Origin of the sequence: Microvirga sp. ACRRW (genome assembly GCF_022346925.1) — a bacterium.
GTDB lineage: Bacteria > Pseudomonadota > Alphaproteobacteria > Rhizobiales > Beijerinckiaceae > Microvirga.
Map to the genome: position 1 here is coordinate 224286 of NZ_JAKRNJ010000001.1, position 18002 is coordinate 242287.

An 18002-nucleotide genomic window follows, 5' to 3' on the forward strand; every position below is an offset into this window, starting at 1 on the left:
CCGCCCTCATCGCTCATGCTGTCAGGCGCCGCACTTCTTCGTGACGGTGTTGTAGTTGCCGCACTTGAGCGTCTTCCAATCGGCGATAAGATCCTTCGATCCTTCCAGGTATTGCGACCAGGCCGCACCCGGCACCAAGGCATCGGTCTGCGACACGGTTTCGAACTGGCCGTCTTCCTTGATCTCGCCGATGAGAACCGGTTTCGTGATGTGATGGTTGGGAAGCATCTCGGAGACACCGCCTGTCAGGTTCGGGACCTGAATACCGACGATGGAGTCGATGACCTTGTCCGGATCCGTCGTGCCGGCCTTCTCCACGGCCTTCACCCACATGTTGAAGCCGATCACGTGCGCTTCCATGGGATCGTTGGTGACGCGCTTATCGTTCTTTGTAAAAGCCTTCCACTTCTCGATGAAGGCCTTGTTGTCGGGAGTGTCCACGGACTGGAAATAGTTCCACGCAGCGAGGTGGCCCACGAGCGGCTTCGTGTCGATGCCGGCGAGCTCTTCTTCACCCACCGAGAAAGCGACAACCGGAATATCCGTTGCCTTGACGCCCTGGTTGGCGAGCTCCTTGTAGAAAGGCACGTTCGCATCGCCGTTGATGGTGGAGACCACGGCGGTCTTCTTACCGGCCGAACCGAACTTCTTGATGTCGGCGACGATGGTCTGCCAGTCGGAATGGCCGAAAGGCGTGTAGCTGATCATGATGTCCTCGGACTTCACGCCCTTGGATTTCAGATAAGCTTCGAGAATCTTGTTGGTCGTGCGCGGATAAACATAGTCCGTTCCCGCGAGTACCCAGCGCTCCACTTTCTCTTCCTTGGCAAGGTAATCCACCGCCGGAATGGCCTGCTGGTTCGGCGCAGCGCCGGTGTAGAACACGTTACGCTCGCTTTCCTCGCCCTCATATTGCACGGGATAGAAGAGGATGCTGTTGAGTTCCTTGAACACGGGCAGAACGGATTTTCGCGACACTGAGGTCCAGCATCCGAAGACGGCAGAGACCTTGTCCTGGCTGATGAGCTGGCGAGCCTTTTCGGCGAATAGCGGCCAGTCGGACGCAGGATCCACCACCACCGCTTCGAGCTTCTTGCCCAAGAGGCCGCCCTTCTTGTTCTGCTCCTCGATGAGCATCAGCATGACGTCTTTGAGCGTGGTCTCGCTGATCGCCATGGTGCCCGACAAGGAATGGAGAATGCCAACCTTGATCGTTTCCTGTGCTTGCGCGGCTCCACTCAGTGCGCCTGTCATCAGCGCAACAGACGCCATCGCGATCAGGCTTCTGCGGGTCATCTTCAACATCGACATGGTCTTCTCCCTCGTCTGCCCTGATTTGAGGTGCAGCACGGGGCTCATACGCAATAACCATGCCAAGGCTGGACTGAAGGGGCTGGGCTCTTGCGGGGCTCTCCACCGCATGAGGATGAGGGCTTCGATTGAGCAGGCTGACTGAAAAAGGGGCATAAGCCCAAGCACGAAGCTGTAACATTCTGGCGCGCATCCGCGCCGAAGGGACGCTCGTTTTCAGCGTCTCACCTTCCTTGCAGGGTTCTGTCTAAGCGTAGACTGCCGTCTGACAGGCCCGCTCATAGACCTCTTTATATTTGGAGGCGGAGCGATCCCACCCGTGAGGTCTCCCCATCGCGGCTCGACGCATGGCAGAAAGGCGCGGTCTTGAACGGAAGGTCTCCAGGCCTCTCTTGATGGCATCCATGAAGCGATAGAGGCATGGCTCGCCGAAGAGGAATCCGTTGACGCCATCTTCGATGGTATCGGCCAGACCACCGGTCCTATGAGCGATCGGCAATGATCCGAAGCGCTGCGCATACATCTGGCTCAAGCCACATGGCTCGAAACGGGATGGCATGAGCAAAAAATCACTCCCCGCATACATGCGCCGAGCATTGCTTTCATCATATCCGATCTTCACACCCACGGAGCCGGGATGGCGCTGAGCGAGAGCCTGGAGTTCAGCCTCGAACCTCGGTTCGCCCTGCCCGATGACGGCGATCTGACCACCCTGCGAGACAATCGTTTCAGCAGCGGAAATGGCAAGGTCCACGCCCTTTTGATGCACTAGGCGCGAGACGACAGCGAAAAGCGGGCCGTTGGACAGAGCAAGCCCGAAGTTTTTCCGCACGTTATTGGCGTTCGCGCGCTTTCCTTTGAAGTTCTCTGCCGAGAACCGGCTGACGAGATAGGGGTCCTTGCTTGGATCCCAGCTTGGATCGATGCCGTTGATGATACCGTCGAGACGGCCTTGGCAAGCGCGCGTCCGCAAAAGTCCATCGAGCCCACAGCCGAATTCGGGCCGCGTGATTTCCTGGGCGTAAGTAGAGCTCACGGTCGTGACGTGCGAAGCATAGAAGATTCCGGCCTTCAGAAATGAAAGCTTGCCGTAGAACTCGACGCCGTTGATGTGAAATGCGGCATCGGGAATGCCGAGACGCGCCAAGCGGTCGCGCTCGAAGATTCCCTGATAGGCAAGGTTGTGAATGGTGAGAATGGTTGGGATGTGCTGCCCGCGCCATGCGAGATAGGCTGCGGCCAGTCCCGAAGGCCAATCGTTCAGATGCAGCAGATCAGCGCGCCACAACGGATCCCCACTGCCGCACGCAATATCCGCCGCGGCAAGCCCAAGACGCGCGAAGCGAATATCGTTATCGCTCCAATCCTTGCCGAACGGATCGACATAAGGTGAACCGTCCCGCTCGTACAGTTCCGGACAGAGAAGAACATAGACGGTCAGCCCGTCCTTGGTCGTGCCGCGGCCGAGACCGCAGGCCGGGATGCCATATGACGCTGGCAGGCGAGCAATCTCCTCGACCTCTCCGATCTGCGAGAGCACCTGCCGATAACCTGGGATGAGGATTCGGACATCGTAATGATGCCTCAGCGCCCGGGGTAGTGCCGCGGACACTTCACCAAGACCTCCCGCCTTGATGTAGTCGGCGATCTCGGATGTCACGAAGAGAATCGATTGTCTGCGTTTTACAGAAATTGAAGGCTGATGACGATCATGATGCAACTCGCCATGTGTCATCGTCGCGAAAGCTGCACCAGCTTCCGTGTGAAGTGTTTCCAGCATGTTTACACGAAGGCGCGTTCCCCAATGACCTCTCTGCGCCCAAAGCAGGTCGGCGTCTTAACGCATTACCTCTGAGGAATGTTCCGAGGAAAAATCCTAAATAATCAGGATTGCCTCAATCTTCCCCATATTATTGCCGTGCTTGAGGAAAATGCTCAACTAAGCCTCATGACGCGCAAAAATTCCGCGCAAGCTTGGCCGTATTTTTTGCAAGTGCCGGGAACCTTGTACAGCGAAGCTCGTTCGCAAGTGCCCGAACTTTTGGAGATCTCATGCGGCGGATTCATCCGATGCCTTTCGGGGCGGAAATCACGAATGATGGTGTTCGCTTTGCACTCTGGGCGCCAACCGCCGCCGATGTCAGGCTCATATTGGATGCTTCGGAGCATGCCTTGGAAGCGCAGGACAATGGCTGGCATCGTCTTGTCTCGACAGAAGCCAAAGCAGGCAGCCGATACGGCTACAGGATCGACGGGAACCTGATAGTGCCCGATCCGGCCTCCCGCTTCCAGCCGGACGACGTGCATGGACTGAGCCTCGTCGTGGATCCTCACTCCTATGAATGGAATGACCGCTCCTGGGCCGGACGTCCCTGGGAGGAAACCGTGCTCTATGAAGTTCATGTAGGCACGGCAACGCCCGAGGGCACCTATGCCGGTCTCATGAACAAGCTCGAAGCCCTACGGGATCTCGGCATCACGGCAATCGAGCTGATGCCGATTGCGGAGTTCCCCGGCCGCCGGAACTGGGGATATGACGGCGTACTTCCCTACGCTCCCGATGCCGCCTATGGCAGCCCGGAGGATTTGAAGCGTCTCGTAGACCGCGCACATCAGCTCGGCATGATGATGTTCCTCGACGTGGTCTACAACCATTTCGGCCCATCCGGGAATTATCTCCACGCCTATGCCAAGTCCTTCTTCACGGAAAGGCATCCGACTCCGTGGGGAGCCGGGATCAACGTGGATGGCGAGGAAAGCTGCACGGTGCGCGACTTTTTCATTCACAATGCGCTGTATTGGCTAGACGAATACCACTTCGATGGCCTGCGCTTCGATGCGGTCCACGCCATCGTCGACGACAGCAAGCCCCACTTCCTCGATGAACTTGCTACCCGTATCCGGCACGCATTTCCGGATCGCCAGATCCACCTCGTGCTGGAAAACGAGGCCAATCAGGCGCGCTGGCTCGAGCGGGATAACGGCAGGCGCCCTCGCCTTCACAGCGCTCAATGGGCCGATGACATTCACAATTCCTGGCATGCTCTGCTGACTGGCGAGAACGAGGGCTATTATCAGGATTATGCAGACGCGCCTCTCAAGCGTCTCGGCCGGGCGCTTGCGGAGGGGTTTGCCTATCAGGGCGATCCATCACATCACAAACCCGGCGTTGTTCGCGGAGAGCCCTCAGCCCACCTTCCGCCGACAGCCTTCGTGTCCTTCCTTCAAAACCACGATCAAGTCGGCAATCGAGCTTTCGGAGAGCGTCTTTCGCACCTGATCCCTGCCGACCGCCTCGCGCTCGCACAAGCTATCTTTCTTCTCTCGCCTCATATTCCGCTGATCTTCATGGGCGAAGAATGGGCCGCCTCGTCTCCATTCCAGTTCTTCGTCGATTTCGAGGCGGAACCCGACTTGGCCAAAGCTGTCCGCGAAGGGCGTCGAGGAGAGTTCAAACATTTCAAAGCTTTCAACGACCCTGCAACGGCCGAGCGCATTCCTGATCCGACGGACCTGGCCACGTTCGATCGCTCCAAGCTCGATTGGTCGGAGATGGCTCGCTCGCCGCACCGAGCATGTGCTCTTGAAACAAAGCGTCTCCTGCAATTGCGGAAAAACGAGATCCTACCCATGCTCAAGAGTGCATATCGCGGCTCTCGCCACACCGTCTCCACTGACAACATTCTCGATGTGACCTGGAGCTTCGATAAAGGAACGCTTCGCGTGCTGGCAAATTTTGGCGATCAACCCATTTCTGCCGACGCCAGCAGCAATCCTCAAGTGCTCTGGTCGAGCGCAGATCGCTCGCCCGCTCATGGCGTCATCCAGCTCGCACCGTGGAACGGCATCGTCATGAAAGAGGCATCCGCATGAGCACGCTGGATGTTCTGTTGGCGCGTATGGCCGCACTCGTCGGCATTTCATCGGATTATACAGATGCTTTCGGCAGACGCATCGAGACGGGTCCTGAGACGCGCGACGCCATTCTGAAAGCTCTCGGTCTTGGCATCTCTTCGGAGAGTGAGGCGCAAGACAGCCTTGCCCGGCTGGAGAAGCTGAGAACAGGGCCACTTCCAAGCATCATTACCCTCATATCGGACCATCCCACCACGATTTCGCTGCGCAGCCCGATCGGACCAGCCGCTTGGACGATCACGGAAGAAAATGGAAGACAGCACAGCGGGACACTCGCTCAGGGGAAAGATGCGCTGAATCTCCCTGCCATGCCCATGGGCTATCATCGCCTTGTGCTCGGTGATCTGGAAGCGACCTTGATCGCAGCTCCCGAGAGTTGCTGGCAGCCTGAAATCATTGAAGGAAACAAGCGTCTATGGGGCACGGTGGCCCAGCTTTACTCGCTGCGATCCGCGCATGACCTCGGCATTGGCGATTACTCGGATGTGGCCCGCCTTGCGGAGGGCGTCGGTGCCTGGGGCGCATCCTTCCTGGGTCTTTCCCCTGTTCATGCGCTTTTCTCGGCTGACCGTACGAAGATATCGCCCTATTCCCCCTCCTCCCGGCTGTTTCTTGAAGCTCTTTATATCGATCCGACCGCCGTGGAAGGTTTTGCCGAAAGCGGGGCTCAACAGATTCTGGAAAAATCCGATGTGCAAGAGCGCGTGTCGCGTCTCAAAGGCGCTCAGCTCATCGATTATAAGGAAACATGGGCGATAAAGCGCCTCTTGCTTGATGCCTTATGGAATTACTTCCGTAAATTCGCCGATCAGACCGCATTCGAATCCTTCCGCAGAGCTGCAGGGCAAGGTCTGGAAGCACACGCCACTTTTGAAGCGCTTTCTGAGTACTTCCGCGAACAAAACTGCGCTTGGATCGGCGACTGGCCGGACGACTATAGAGATATACGCTCCCCTGAAGTCGAGCGCTTCCGTTCGACGCATGCTGAGTGCGTTGCATTCCATGTGTGGCTGCAATGGCTCGCCGACCAACAACTGGCACAGGCTGCGGAGCACGCACGCGCAGCAGGTCTAACGATCGGTCTATATCGTGATCTCGCTGTTGGGGCCGACGGTGGCGGGTCGGAAATCTGGGCAACACCTGAGCGGTTTGCACCTGGGCTCGCCATTGGCGCTCCTCCAGATCCACTAGGACCCCAGGGGCAGAATTGGGGCCTTCCGCCCTTCAACCCTCTCACGCTTGAAGAACAGGGCTTGGCAGCTTTTCGGGATTTGGTCGCTGCGAATATGCGTCATGCCGGCGCGATCCGCATCGATCATGCATTCCAGCTTCAACGTCTCTTCCTCATTCCCTCCGGCGCACCTGCCTCACAGGGTGCCTATGTGGATTATCCGTTCGAGGCGATGCTCGCGGTCTTACGCATTGAAAGCCATCGCGCCCAGTGCCTCGTCATTGCGGAAGATCTCGGCACCGCGCCGAAAGGCTTCTCCGATGCCATCATGGCGTCAGGCATACTCAGCTACCGCGTTCTCCCCTTTGAGCGTGAGGGCTCCGCTTTCAGGAAGCCGGAAGATTATCCGCACTCAGCCATGTCCGTTCTCACGACCCATGATCTTCCAACCTTCATAGGTTGGTGGCGCGGACTCGACATCGACTTACGTCAGACGCTTGGCGTGTTCGATCCTGCGACAGCATCGAACGAGCGTGCGGCACGAAAAGCCGACAGGCAGCACTTCGCAAAGGCATTGACAGAAGAAGGTTTGCTGACTTCTCCCGATGTGCCGGATGAGCCGCCGCTTGAAGGAGCCCTGCGCTATTTGGCCCGCACCTCATGCATTCTCACGGCTCTCCAGATCGAGGATGCATCCGGCGAGCTGAACCAGCCCAACATGCCCGGCATGGATGCCGGGCATCCCAATTGGCGCAGGCGCCTTTCGAACACTATCGAAAGCATAGTGTCTCCCGGCAATCTTTTTGCAAAGCTCTCCGTAGTTCTGGCGGAAGAAGGACGGAACGTGCAGGGGCGAACAAGCATACTGGCTTCACCTCCGCCACGCGCCACATATCGGCTGCAGTTTCACAAGGACTTCACTTTCGATGATGCCGTAAAGATCGTGCCATATCTGGCAAAGCTAGGCATCAGCCACGTCTATTCGTCGCCCATCCAGACGGCGAGTCCAGGCTCGACACATGGCTACGACATCACCGATCACTCCAGCATCAATCCTGAACTCGGAGGAGAAGAAGACTTCCGTCGTCTGTCGGACACTCTGAAAGGGCATGGATTGGAGCTTCTGCTCGATATAGTTCCCAACCATATGGGCGTGGGCGGAGAAGCGAATGGCTGGTGGCTGTCAGTGCTCGAATGGGGAGAGAGGTCTCCCGCAGCCGATACCTTCGACATCGACTGGGAGCGCCCTGGGGCACAAGGCAAGCTCATCATACCCATTCTCGGAAGTCTCTATGGCGAGGCTTTGGAGAAGGGCGAGCTGCAGCTGAAGTTCGATGCCGATGAAGGAAGTTTCAGCGTTTGGCATTGGGAGCATCGCCTGCCGATCTGTCCGGCGACCTATTCCCTGGTTCTCGACCATGTGCCGGCGGCTCTCGATGGGGGAGCTAAGGCCGGTGATTTTCTCATGCTTATGGAACATCACCCTTCCCTGCCGGAAGAAGGCGAGCGCTTGAAACTACGCCTGAAGGAGATGGTTGCGGCTCAACCGGAGGTCAAAAAGGCTATCGATGCCGCATTGACGTTCATCAACGGCACGCGCGGCATGCCTCAGAGTTTCAAAGCTCTTCATCGCCTCCTTGAAGCGCAGGCTTATCGCCTGGCTTACTGGCGGGTAGCTTCAAGCGACATCAATTACCGCCGTTTCTTCGACATCAACAATCTTGCAGGTGTACGTGTCGAAAACCCCGAGATTTTCGCGCGCACCCATGAACTGATCTTTCAACTGGTCAATGAGAACCGGATCCATGGCCTGCGGATCGATCATATCGACGGCCTTGCGGATCCGGAAGGCTACGCCCGCGCGCTTCAGCGTGCAATCGGCCCTGGCTTCTATGTGGCCGTCGAGAAAATCCTGGAACCTGGAGAGAAGCTGCGCTCATGGCCGGTGGCTGGCACAAGCGGATATGACACTCTCAATCTGATCGATGGTGTCTTGATTGATCATCAGACTGGGGAAACATTCGAACGAATCTACCGAGAGGCTTCCGGCATCTCGGACCATTACGATGACTTGCTGAAGCAGGCGAAGCTGGAGATCATTCAGGTCAACTTCGCGAGCGAGCTGGAAGCCTTGGTCTCCGACATCAAGGCAGCAGCGGATTCCAGCCATCACACCCGGGACCACACAATCCATGGTCTGCGCCAGGCATTGGTGGAGGTCATCGCCGCATTCCCGGTTTATCGCAGCTATCTCACCGAAGGCGAACCCGCGCCTGAAGATGTCCGATTGGTGGAGAACACCATTCACGCTGCAAAGCAAACCAGTGCGCTGCCTGACCGGAGCGCGCATGACTTTATTGCCGCCGTCCTGCTGAGCAGGGCGCAGGCTGCCGATGCTCAACGCTTCCGGCGTCGTTTCCAGCAGCTGACAGGCCCTGTCATGGCCAAAAGCCTGGAGGACACAACCTTCTACCGTTATGGCCGCCTGATCGCCTTGAACGAAGTCGGAGGCGATCCGGGACATTTCGGCCTGACCTTGCAGGACTTCCACGAAGCCAATGCGGAGAGGGCACGCCATTGGCCCTATTCCATGATCGCCACCGCCACCCACGACACGAAGCGCGGAGAGGATGCGCGCGCACGCCTTCTGGCGCTTTCCGAGCTGCCGGAGGAGTGGGAAAGCGTCGTCAGGCTTTGGCGTGAAATGATTGCTCCCTATCTCTCGGACATAAATGGCGCAGTAGCACCGGATGAAAACGATCAGGTGATCCTGCTCCAGGCCCTCCTGGGTGCCTCGCCTCTGGAGCTTCTTGAGGCCGATGATGATGCAGAGCTGAGCATCTTTCATGAACGGATGAAGGGATATCTTACCAAGGCGCTTCGTGAGGCGAAGCGCCAGACGAGCTGGATCAACCCGAACGAGCCATATGAGGCGGCCGCGCAAAGGCTGTTGCAAGCTGCGCTCACTCCCAAAAACAACATCCTCAACCAGCTGCGTCCTTTCGCGCAGCGCCTTTCCGTTTTGGGCATGCTCAACGGGCTCTCCCGCACCGTGCTGAAGATGACTCTGCCGGGCGTGCCGGATATTTATCAAGGCACGGAGTTCTGGGACTTCTCCCTTGTCGACCCCGACAACCGACGCCCCGTCGATTATACGGCGCGAGCCCAAGGTCTCGATGAAGAGACCGTCCTGGAAACATTGCTGGCGCATTGGCATGATGGCCGCATCAAGCAGCAGCTTGTGGCAGCGCTCCTGAAGAGCCGCACTGAAGCTCCGCAACTTTACGCTGATGGCGATTACAGGCCCATTGCGGTCGAAGGCGAGCGCGCGTCTCATGTGATCGCCTACCTGAGAGAGCACGGAGACGAGAGCCTCGCGGTGATCGCACCCCGCCTCTGGAGCAGCTTAGAAGGGGCAGAGCACCTGCATCTCGATCCGGCCGTCTGGCAGCATACCTTCGCTGCCCTCCCCCAAGGCCGCTGGAAGAATGTGATAACAGGAGAGGCTATCGAAGTCGGAGCCGGTCAGCAGCCATTGGGCAAAATTCTGTCCCCGTTTCCCTTCGCCGTTCTCAAACAGGATCGTTCCCGTCGATAGACACTCTTCTCGCCGCTTATCAATCTGGTCGTAAAATCCGCCTGCCCCATAATCGTGTTCTCTCACCAAGCAAGAACATTGCAGGCGGATCAGCTCGGGCAGTGGAAGAAGGATTAGGGGAATATGGGTATGGCCCAACGCAGGGGTGAAGCTCGGAACGTGGCGGCGCGCTCAGCCGAGCCGCGGACGGTTGCCGATATCATCGCGTCCGGCGATCCCTTTTCCGTGCTTGGCCCTCATGAAGTATCGCCCGGAATCTGGGAAATCCGGACCATCGTTCCTGATGCTGACCACATGACGGTTTTGGATCGGGATGGAGAAATCGTTCTCGCCCAGATGGAGAGAAAGCTTGCGGAAGGTCTTTTCGCAGGCACGGTGGAAACCTCTGAGCGGCCCGAATACCGCCTGCGGATCGAAAGACAAGGCCATGCGGAAATCAGACATGACCCCTACAGCTTCGGGACATTTCTTTCCCATGACGATCTGATCGCGCTTCGCGATCCCGGCAGCGATGCGGTCTATACGAAACTGGGCGCTCATCATCTTGATCTCGACGGCATCCAGGGCTTTCTCTTTACCGTCTGGGCTCCTAATGCACGCCGTGTGAGTGTTGTCGGTGAGTTCAACAATTGGGACGGTCGATGCCATCCCATGCGGCGGCGTCATGAGGCCGGTGTCTGGGAACTTTTCATTCCCGATGTCACGGCGGGCCAGCACTACAAGTTCGAGATCATCGGGCTGCATGGCAATCTTCTTGCCTTGAAGGCAGACCCCATAGCCTTCACAGCCGAAAATCCTCCCGCGACCGCCTCTGTTCTCAAGGGAGTACCGGCTTTCAGCTGGAAAGACGACGAATGGATGAAGTCTCGTGCTGCGAAAAACCAGCGCAAGGCCCCCATGTCGATCTATGAGTGCCATCTCGGCTCCTGGGCTCGCATGCCGGAGGAAGGCAATCGCTATCTCACTTATCGCGAGCTTGCGGTGAGGCTCATTCCTTATGTGAAGGATCTTGGCTTCACGCATATCGAGCTTCTGCCGATCACCGAATATCCGTTCGATGGCTCATGGGGCTATCAGCCGATCTCCCTTTACGCGCCCACGAGCCGGTTCGGCACGCCGGAAGATTTCGCAGCCTTTGTTGAAGCGGCACACGCTGCCGGGATCGGCATCATTCTGGATTGGGTGCCCGCGCATTTCCCGAACGATCCGCATGGCCTGAGTTATTTCGACGGAACGCATCTTTACGAGCACGCCGATCCGCGTCTCGGCTTCCATCAGGATTGGGGCACCTACATCTACAATTACGAGCGGCAGGAGGTTGCCACCTTTCTCGTCGCGAATGCCCGTTTCTGGCTTGAGCGCTACCATCTCGACGGTCTGCGCGTCGATGCGGTCGCCTCGATGCTCTATCTCGATTATTCGCGCAAACCCGGCGAATGGATTCCGAACCGTTACGGCGGCAACGAGAACTTGGGTGCCATCGATTTCCTGCGCCGCATGAATGAGGTGGCCTACGCATCCGCGCCGGGCGCCATTACCATTGCGGAGGAATCGACCGCCTGGCCGGGCGTGTCGCAGCCTACCTACACGGGAGGTCTCGGCTTCGGCTTCAAATGGAACATGGGCTGGATGCACGATACCTTGCGCTACATGAGCAGGGATCCGGTCTTCCGCCGCTATCATCATCACGACCTGACCTTCGGCCTTCTCTACGCTTTTTCCGAAAACTTCATCCTGCCTCTCAGCCATGACGAGGTCGTTCACGGAAAGGGCTCGCTCATCCGCAAGATGCCGGGCGATCAATGGCAGCGTTTTGCCAATCTGCGCGCTTATTTCGGATTCATGTGGGGACATCCCGGCAAGAAGCTCCTGTTCATGGGCGGCGAGTTCGCGCAGGAGCAGGAGTGGAACCACGATTACAGCCTCGACTGGCATCTCCTGAACGATCCTTACCACAAAGGCGTCCAGACCCTTATTCGCGATCTCAACCACGCCTATCGCTCGATCCCCGCCCTGCATGAGCGGGATTGCGAATGGAAAGGCTTCGAATGGATCGTCTCCGACGACAGGGACGACAGCGTCATCGCATGGTTGCGCCGCGGCGATCAGGAAGATTCCATTGCGATCGTCGTCTCGAATTTCACCCCCGTTCCGCAAGAAGGGTACCGTATCGGCGTTCCGGCATCGGGCTTCTACCGCGAGGTCGTCAATACGGATGCCTCACTCTATGGCGGCAGCAATGTGGGCAATCTCGGCGGGGTCGTTGCCGAAGAGACTTCAAGCCACAGCCGCCCCTGCTCCATCTGCCTCACCATTCCGCCTCTGGCCACGGTCATTTTCGTTCTGGAAAGAACCTGATCGAGCGCACGATATTGTCGAGCTTGTCATGAGACTTCCCGACGCTTCGCGCGTTGACGATGTGAACCGATTTGCTCAGCTTTCTGAGAACTGAAATGAACGACAAAGTCGATACCCGAGAACCGGCTCCAGCCGAGATCGTTGCGCCCAGTGTGAGGCGGACATCCCGCATTCGAGAGGGCCTGCCCTATCCTTTGGGCGCCACATGGGACGGGCTCGGCGTCAACTTCGCGCTCTTTTCCGCCAACGCCACCAAGGTCGAACTCTGCCTGTTCGATGTGGAGGGCAAGCGCGAGCTGGAGCGGATCGAACTGCCCGAATACACGGATGAGGTGTGGCACGGTTATCTGCCGGATGCCCGCCCGGGCACCACCTATGGCTATCGTGTCTACGGACCCTACGAGCCCGATGCCGGGCACCGCTTCAATCATAACAAGCTTCTTCTCGACCCCTATGCCAAGCAGATCGTCGGCGATCTGAAGTGGGACCCGGCGCTTTTCGGCTACACGGTGGGCTCGCCGGATGCAGACTTGTCCTTCGATGAGCGCAACAGCGCCCCCTTCATGCCGAAATGCCGGGTCATCGAATCGGCTTTTACATGGGGCAACGAGCGCAGGCCTCAAACCCCTTGGGAGCGCACGATCATCTACGAGGCCCATCTGCGCGGCTTCACCATGAAGCATCCGGCGATCCCAAAGGAAATCCGCGGCACCTGCGCAGGATTGATGCACCACGAGTCCATCAACTACATCAAGAGCCTCGGCGTCACTGCCGTGGAGTTACTGCCGATCCATGCTTTTGTGGACGACAGCTACCTGATCGAGAAAGAGCTTCGGAATTACTGGGGCTACAACTCCATAGGATTCTTCGCACCTCAGCCGCGTTATCTTGCTTCACCTTTCGTAAACGAAGTGAAGGAAATGGTCAGCCACTTCCACGATGCCGGGATCGAGGTCATCCTCGACGTGGTTTATAACCACACGGCGGAGGGCAACGAGCTCGGACCGACGCTTTCCTTCAAGGGAATCGACAACGCGTCATACTACCGCCTTGCTCCCGAGAAGCGCTACTACATCAACGACACCGGTACCGGGAACACCGTCAACATGAGCCATTCGCGCGTCCTGCAAATGGTGACAGACTCTCTGCGCTATTGGGCGCAAGAGGTGCGCGTGGATGGGTTCCGCTTCGATCTTGCAACCATTCTCGCCCGCGAGCCGCATGGCTTCGAAGAGGATGGGCGTTTTCTCGATGCCGTGCGACAGGATCCGACGTTGAGCCGCGTGAAACTGATCGCGGAGCCCTGGGATTGCGGTCCGGGCGGCTATCAGGTCGGTCGCTTCTCGCCCGGTTGGGCCGAGTGGAACGATCGCTACCGCGACACGATCCGCGCCTATTGGAAGGGTGAAGATGGAAAGTTGCCCGAACTCGCCTCGCGCCTGACCGCCTCGGCGGACCTTTTCAACAAGCGCGGGCGCAAGCCCTGGGCCTCTGTCAATTTCGTCACTGCCCATGACGGTTTCACGCTTCATGACCTCGTTTCCTACAACGACAAGCACAATGAGGCGAATGGCGAGGACAACCGGGATGGGCACGATCACAACCTGTCCTGGAACCATGGCGCGGAAGGCGAGACGAACGATCCCGAAATCCGTGCCTTGCGCTATCGGCAGATGCGCAACATTCTCGCGACGCTGCTCTTCTCTCAAGGAACACCCATGCTGCTGGCAGGCGATGAATTCGCCCGCACGCAGAAGGGCAACAACAACGCCTATGCTCAGGACAACGACATTTCCTGGATCGACTGGGAGGGTGTCGACGAGGACGGTGCGGAGCTGTTCGAATTCACGCGCAAGCTGATCCAGCTGCGCCAGAGCCTGCCGATCCTGCGCCGTGGGCGCTTTCTCTCAGGAGTCTATAATGAGGAGCTCGACGTCAAGGATGTGACTTGGCTCACGCCTGCGGGCGATGAGATGACGCCCGAGCATTGGGAGGAACCCCACGCCCGTTGCATCAGCATCCTGCTCGATGGACGCGCGCAGCCGACGGGCATCCGCAAGCGCGGCACGGACGTGACCCTGCTCCTCATCCTCAACGCGCATCATGACGTAGTGAAATGCAAGCTGCCCGAGGTTACGGGCGGACGGGCCTGGGCATGCCTCGTCGACACGAACAAACCGGAACTGGCATTCCCGACGCCGTTCAACTTCGGCAAGGAATATACGGTGACCGGCCGCTCCCTGCTCCTGTTCCAGCTTCAGCCGGAGGAGCAGGCGAGACAGGAGAAGAAAAAGAGCGCCTGATCGGGCGCTCTCAGACCTCTTCGAGACATGACCGGTAGAGGCGCGCGTATTGCCGCGCCGGCCTCGCCCATCCGACTTCCGCCGCCATTCCGTTCTCCTGCAGCCGGCGCCAGGCCTCGTGATCCGACCAGAGCATCTTGGCCCGGTTTGCCGCATCGACGAGACCGCCCAGATTGACGGGCGCGAACTGGACCCCTGTTGCGACGCCCGATGCAATCGCCATTTCGTTGGCGTCGATCACCGTATCGCTAAGCCCTCCGACGCGGGAGACGATGGGCACGCTGCCGTAATGCAGGGCGCAGAGCTGCGTCAAACCGCAGGGCTCGAAACGGGAAGGCACGAGCAATGCATCGCTGCCGCCCTGAATCAAGTGAGCAAGCTCCTCGTCGTACCCGAAGAAACAGCCGACCTGTCCGGGGTAGACGATGGACGCAGCCCGGAAGCTTTCCTCGAGCACCCGATCTCCCGCTCCCAGCAATGCAAGCTGTGCTCCACCTGTGAGCAGCGACGGCAAGGCCGCGAGCACGAGGTCGAGACCTTTCTGCTCGGACAATCGACTCACGACGCCGAAGAGCATTGCATCGGGATCGGCCTCCAGGCCCAAGCGTTCCTGAAGAGCCTGCTTGTTGATGCTCCGCTTCTCCAGCGTGCTACGTGTGAATGGCGCTGCTAGGGAGATGTCAGAGGTCGGGTCCCACACGCTTTCGTCGATCCCGTTCCGGATGCCGAACACATCCCTGGAGCGCGACCGCAAAAGACCGTCCAGCCCCATTCCACCTTCAGGAGACTGGATCTCCTTCGCATAAGTCGGTGAGACTGTCGTGATACGGTCGGAGAGCTGCAAGCCTGCCTTCAGGAAACCAATCTGCCCATAATATTCGACCCCATCCACGGTGAATGAGCGAGGCGGGAGGCCCAGCTCGCTGAGAATATCCGCAGGAAAGATACCTTGAAACGCGATGTTGTGGATCGTGATGACAGTGCCTGGGCGAGGCATGTCGCTGTAATGCAGATAGGCAGGCGCAAGAGCGGCCTGCCAATCGTGAGCATGCACGATATCGGGAGTGAAGCCCGGCACCGCTCCCTGCCCGATTTCGGCGGCAATCCGGCCCAAGGCCGCAAAGCGCCATGCGTTATCTGGCCAATCGCGCCCATCCGGCGTCAGGTACGGTGACCCTGGACGCTCAAAAAGGTGCGGCGCATCGATGATGAAAAGTTCAAGCTGGCTTGCCGTCGCCGAGAGAAGCCGCGCCGGGCGGCCGAAGAGATCCTGATACTCGCGAACGGTTTCGATCCGCCCTAGAGCCTTCAGAACGGCCGGATAGCCGGGCAGAAGAGAAACGACCTGCACGCCTTCATTCGACAAAGCAGCAGGCAGGGCGCCGGCCACATCAGCAAGTCCGCCAGTCTTGATGATGGGAAACAACTCCGACGTGACGGACAGAACCTTCAATGGGCTCATCCAGAGAGCCTGTCGATCATGGGCTTCGTAATGAGGCAGATCCCGCGCTCGGTACGGCGGAAGCGTCGCGCATCTTCCTTGGGATTTTCGCCGACCACCAGCCCATCCGGAATGCGCACGCCGCGGTCGATGACGACATTCTTCAGGCGTGCTCCCCGGCCGATATCGGCATAAGGCAGGATGACCGCGCCTTCCACGTGGGCATGGGAATGAAGGTGCACGGCGGTAAAGACCAGCGATTGGCGCAGCGAAGCGCCGGACACGATGCAGCCGCTGGAGACGAGTGAGTTGATCGCATGGCCGCGCCGGCGATCCTCGTCGTGAACGAACTTGGCAGGAGGCCAGGTTTCCGAGAATGTGGAGATCGGCCAGTCGCGATCGTAGAGATCGAGCGTCGGAACGATCGCCGTCAGGTCGATATTGGCCTCCCAATACGCATCGACCGTTCCGACATCACGCCAATAGGCCGGCGCATCGCGTCCGCCCGCTTCCGCGCCTGAGCGGACGCAGGAATGCGTGAAGCGGTGCGCCACCGCTTTTCCATGTTCAACGAGATAGGGAATGATGTCCTTTCCAAAATCCCGGCTCGATCCAGGGGTCTCGACATCGCGCCTCAACTGATCGAACAGGAAGCGTGTGTTGAAGACATAAATCCCCATGCTGGCCAGCGCCATGCCGGGATTGTCCGGGATGCCAGGAGGATCGGCGGGCTTTTCCAGAAACGAGACGATGCGGTCGGTCTCGTCGACGCCCATCACTCCGAAACCGGTTGCCTCCGCACGCGGAACTTCCAAGCACCCAACGGTCACGTCCGCTCCGGAATCCACATGCTGGCGAAGCATGATCTCGTAATCCATCTTGTAGATGTGATCGCCTGCCAGGATGATGATGTATTCGGGGTCGATACTCGCAATTATGTCGATGTTCTGATACACCGCATCCGCCGTTCCCTCGTACCACATGGTCTCGGAGACGCGCTGGCTCGCGGGAAGAATGTCGAAGCTCTCATTGCGCTCCGAGCGAAAGAAATTCCACCCCCTCTGCAAATGGCGGATGAGGCTGTGCGCCTTGTACTGGGTCGCGACGCCGATGCGGCGAATGCCGGAATTCAGCGCATTGGAAAGAGCAAAGTCGATGATGCGCGTGTTTCCGCCGAAGTAAACCGCCGGCTTTGCGCGAATGTCGGTCAACTCCATAAGTCTGGAGCCACGCCCACCGGCGAGAACATAGGCCATGGCGTGGCGGGCAAGAGGCGCGGAGGCAACGCTCGGGCTTGGCAAGATAAGATCCTCACATCAACGACAGCGATCCGTTCTGTAGTGTAGACTCGAACATCCGGTCGGCAGTTCTCTTTTCCTGTCCCGGAATTCGGTAGTAGGTGCCCGCCCATTCCTTCGCTCCGGATGGAGCGAACTCGCCTTTCTCGTTATGTCATGTGGGTGTTTTCGTGGACCTTTTCCGCTTTGGCACCGCTCCGGCCTCTCCTGTCGGATTGCTCACTTCAGCCGCGGTTTCAATGGCTGCTGCGGCAGTGCTTTTCCGCTTGCGTGTCTTTGGAGCCGCTGGGCTGCTGAGCACTTCATCCAGCGTCTGGCTGGTCATGCCGAGAGGCGCAGCGCTCGTTTCCAAAGGCGCTTCTTCATCACTCCCGACGACAGGATGCGATCCGTTGCCTGCCTCGGTGCTGTGCCGTCCCAGAATTTCTTTTTCGGCCCGATACCAATATTCTTCGGCCCGGTTTGGCAGGCTCCCGTGCTGCATCCACAATTCGTATGCCCGCTCCCGGATTCTTTGTTCAAGCTGCTTATCCATGGTCACCCTTCATGTTCTCGCATCTGCCCCGCCTCGGAAGCGGTGAGCCGATAGGCTACCCACAAGGCTGCT

At 58.5% G+C, this 18002-nt stretch carries 9 protein-coding genes; 4 read left to right on the plus strand and 5 right to left on the minus strand.

Annotated elements, in window-relative coordinates:
* Positions 1-21: 21 nt before the first annotated feature.
* Both urtA and glgA (MHY87_RS01220) read right to left on the minus strand, forming a co-directional pair.
* Positions 22-1305, minus strand: coding sequence for an urea ABC transporter substrate-binding protein (gene urtA / locus MHY87_RS01215; RefSeq protein ID WP_370644830.1), 1284 nt, complete (start codon positions 1303-1305; stop codon positions 22-24).
* A gap of 253 nt (positions 1306-1558) precedes the next feature.
* Positions 1559-3046 (minus strand): glycogen synthase GlgA, encoded by a 1488-nt coding sequence (gene glgA / locus MHY87_RS01220; RefSeq protein ID WP_239349711.1) that lies wholly within the window; start codon positions 3044-3046, stop codon positions 1559-1561.
* 317 nt (positions 3047-3363) lie between these two features.
* On the opposite strand from glgA (MHY87_RS01220), the gene treZ reads away from it, so the two are divergent.
* The 4 genes from treZ (at position 3364) to glgX (ending at position 14656) form a co-directional block, all read left to right on the plus strand.
* Positions 3364-5184, plus strand: a complete 1821-nt coding sequence (gene treZ / locus MHY87_RS01225) for a malto-oligosyltrehalose trehalohydrolase (protein ID WP_239348586.1) — start codon at positions 3364-3366, stop codon at positions 5182-5184.
* The gene (gene treY, locus MHY87_RS01230) at positions 5181-9995 is read left to right on the plus strand and encodes a malto-oligosyltrehalose synthase (protein WP_239348588.1); all 4815 of its coding nucleotides are present in this window, start codon (positions 5181-5183) and stop codon (positions 9993-9995) included. Before treZ ends, treY begins: the two co-directional genes overlap by 4 nt.
* 129 nt (positions 9996-10124) lie before the next feature.
* Positions 10125-12353, plus strand: coding sequence for a 1,4-alpha-glucan branching protein GlgB (gene glgB, locus MHY87_RS01235; RefSeq protein ID WP_239348590.1), 2229 nt, complete (start codon positions 10125-10127; stop codon positions 12351-12353).
* Between the two features lie 95 nt (positions 12354-12448).
* On the plus strand, positions 12449-14656 hold the full coding sequence (gene glgX / locus MHY87_RS01240) for a glycogen debranching protein GlgX (RefSeq protein WP_239348591.1): 2208 nt from the start codon (positions 12449-12451) through the stop codon (positions 14654-14656).
* Positions 14657-14666: 10 nt separating this feature from the next.
* Here the strand turns inward: glgX and glgA (MHY87_RS01245) are convergent, their stop codons facing one another.
* The 3 genes from glgA (MHY87_RS01245) to MHY87_RS01255 all read right to left on the minus strand — a co-directional run bounded on the left by glgA (MHY87_RS01245) (position 14667) and on the right by MHY87_RS01255 (position 17930).
* Entirely contained in the window at positions 14667-16118 is a 1452-nt protein-coding gene (gene glgA / locus MHY87_RS01245) for a glycogen synthase GlgA (protein ID WP_239348593.1), read from the minus strand.
* Positions 16115-17398, minus strand: a complete 1284-nt coding sequence (gene glgC, locus MHY87_RS01250; protein ID WP_255726134.1) for a glucose-1-phosphate adenylyltransferase — start codon at positions 17396-17398, stop codon at positions 16115-16117. Before glgC ends, glgA (MHY87_RS01245) begins: the two co-directional genes overlap by 4 nt.
* Before the next feature lie 151 nt (positions 17399-17549).
* A complete protein-coding gene (locus MHY87_RS01255; protein WP_239348595.1) occupies positions 17550-17930 on the minus strand; it encodes a DUF2934 domain-containing protein in 381 nt (126 codons plus the stop codon).
* Between the last annotated feature and the right edge of the window lie 72 nt (positions 17931-18002).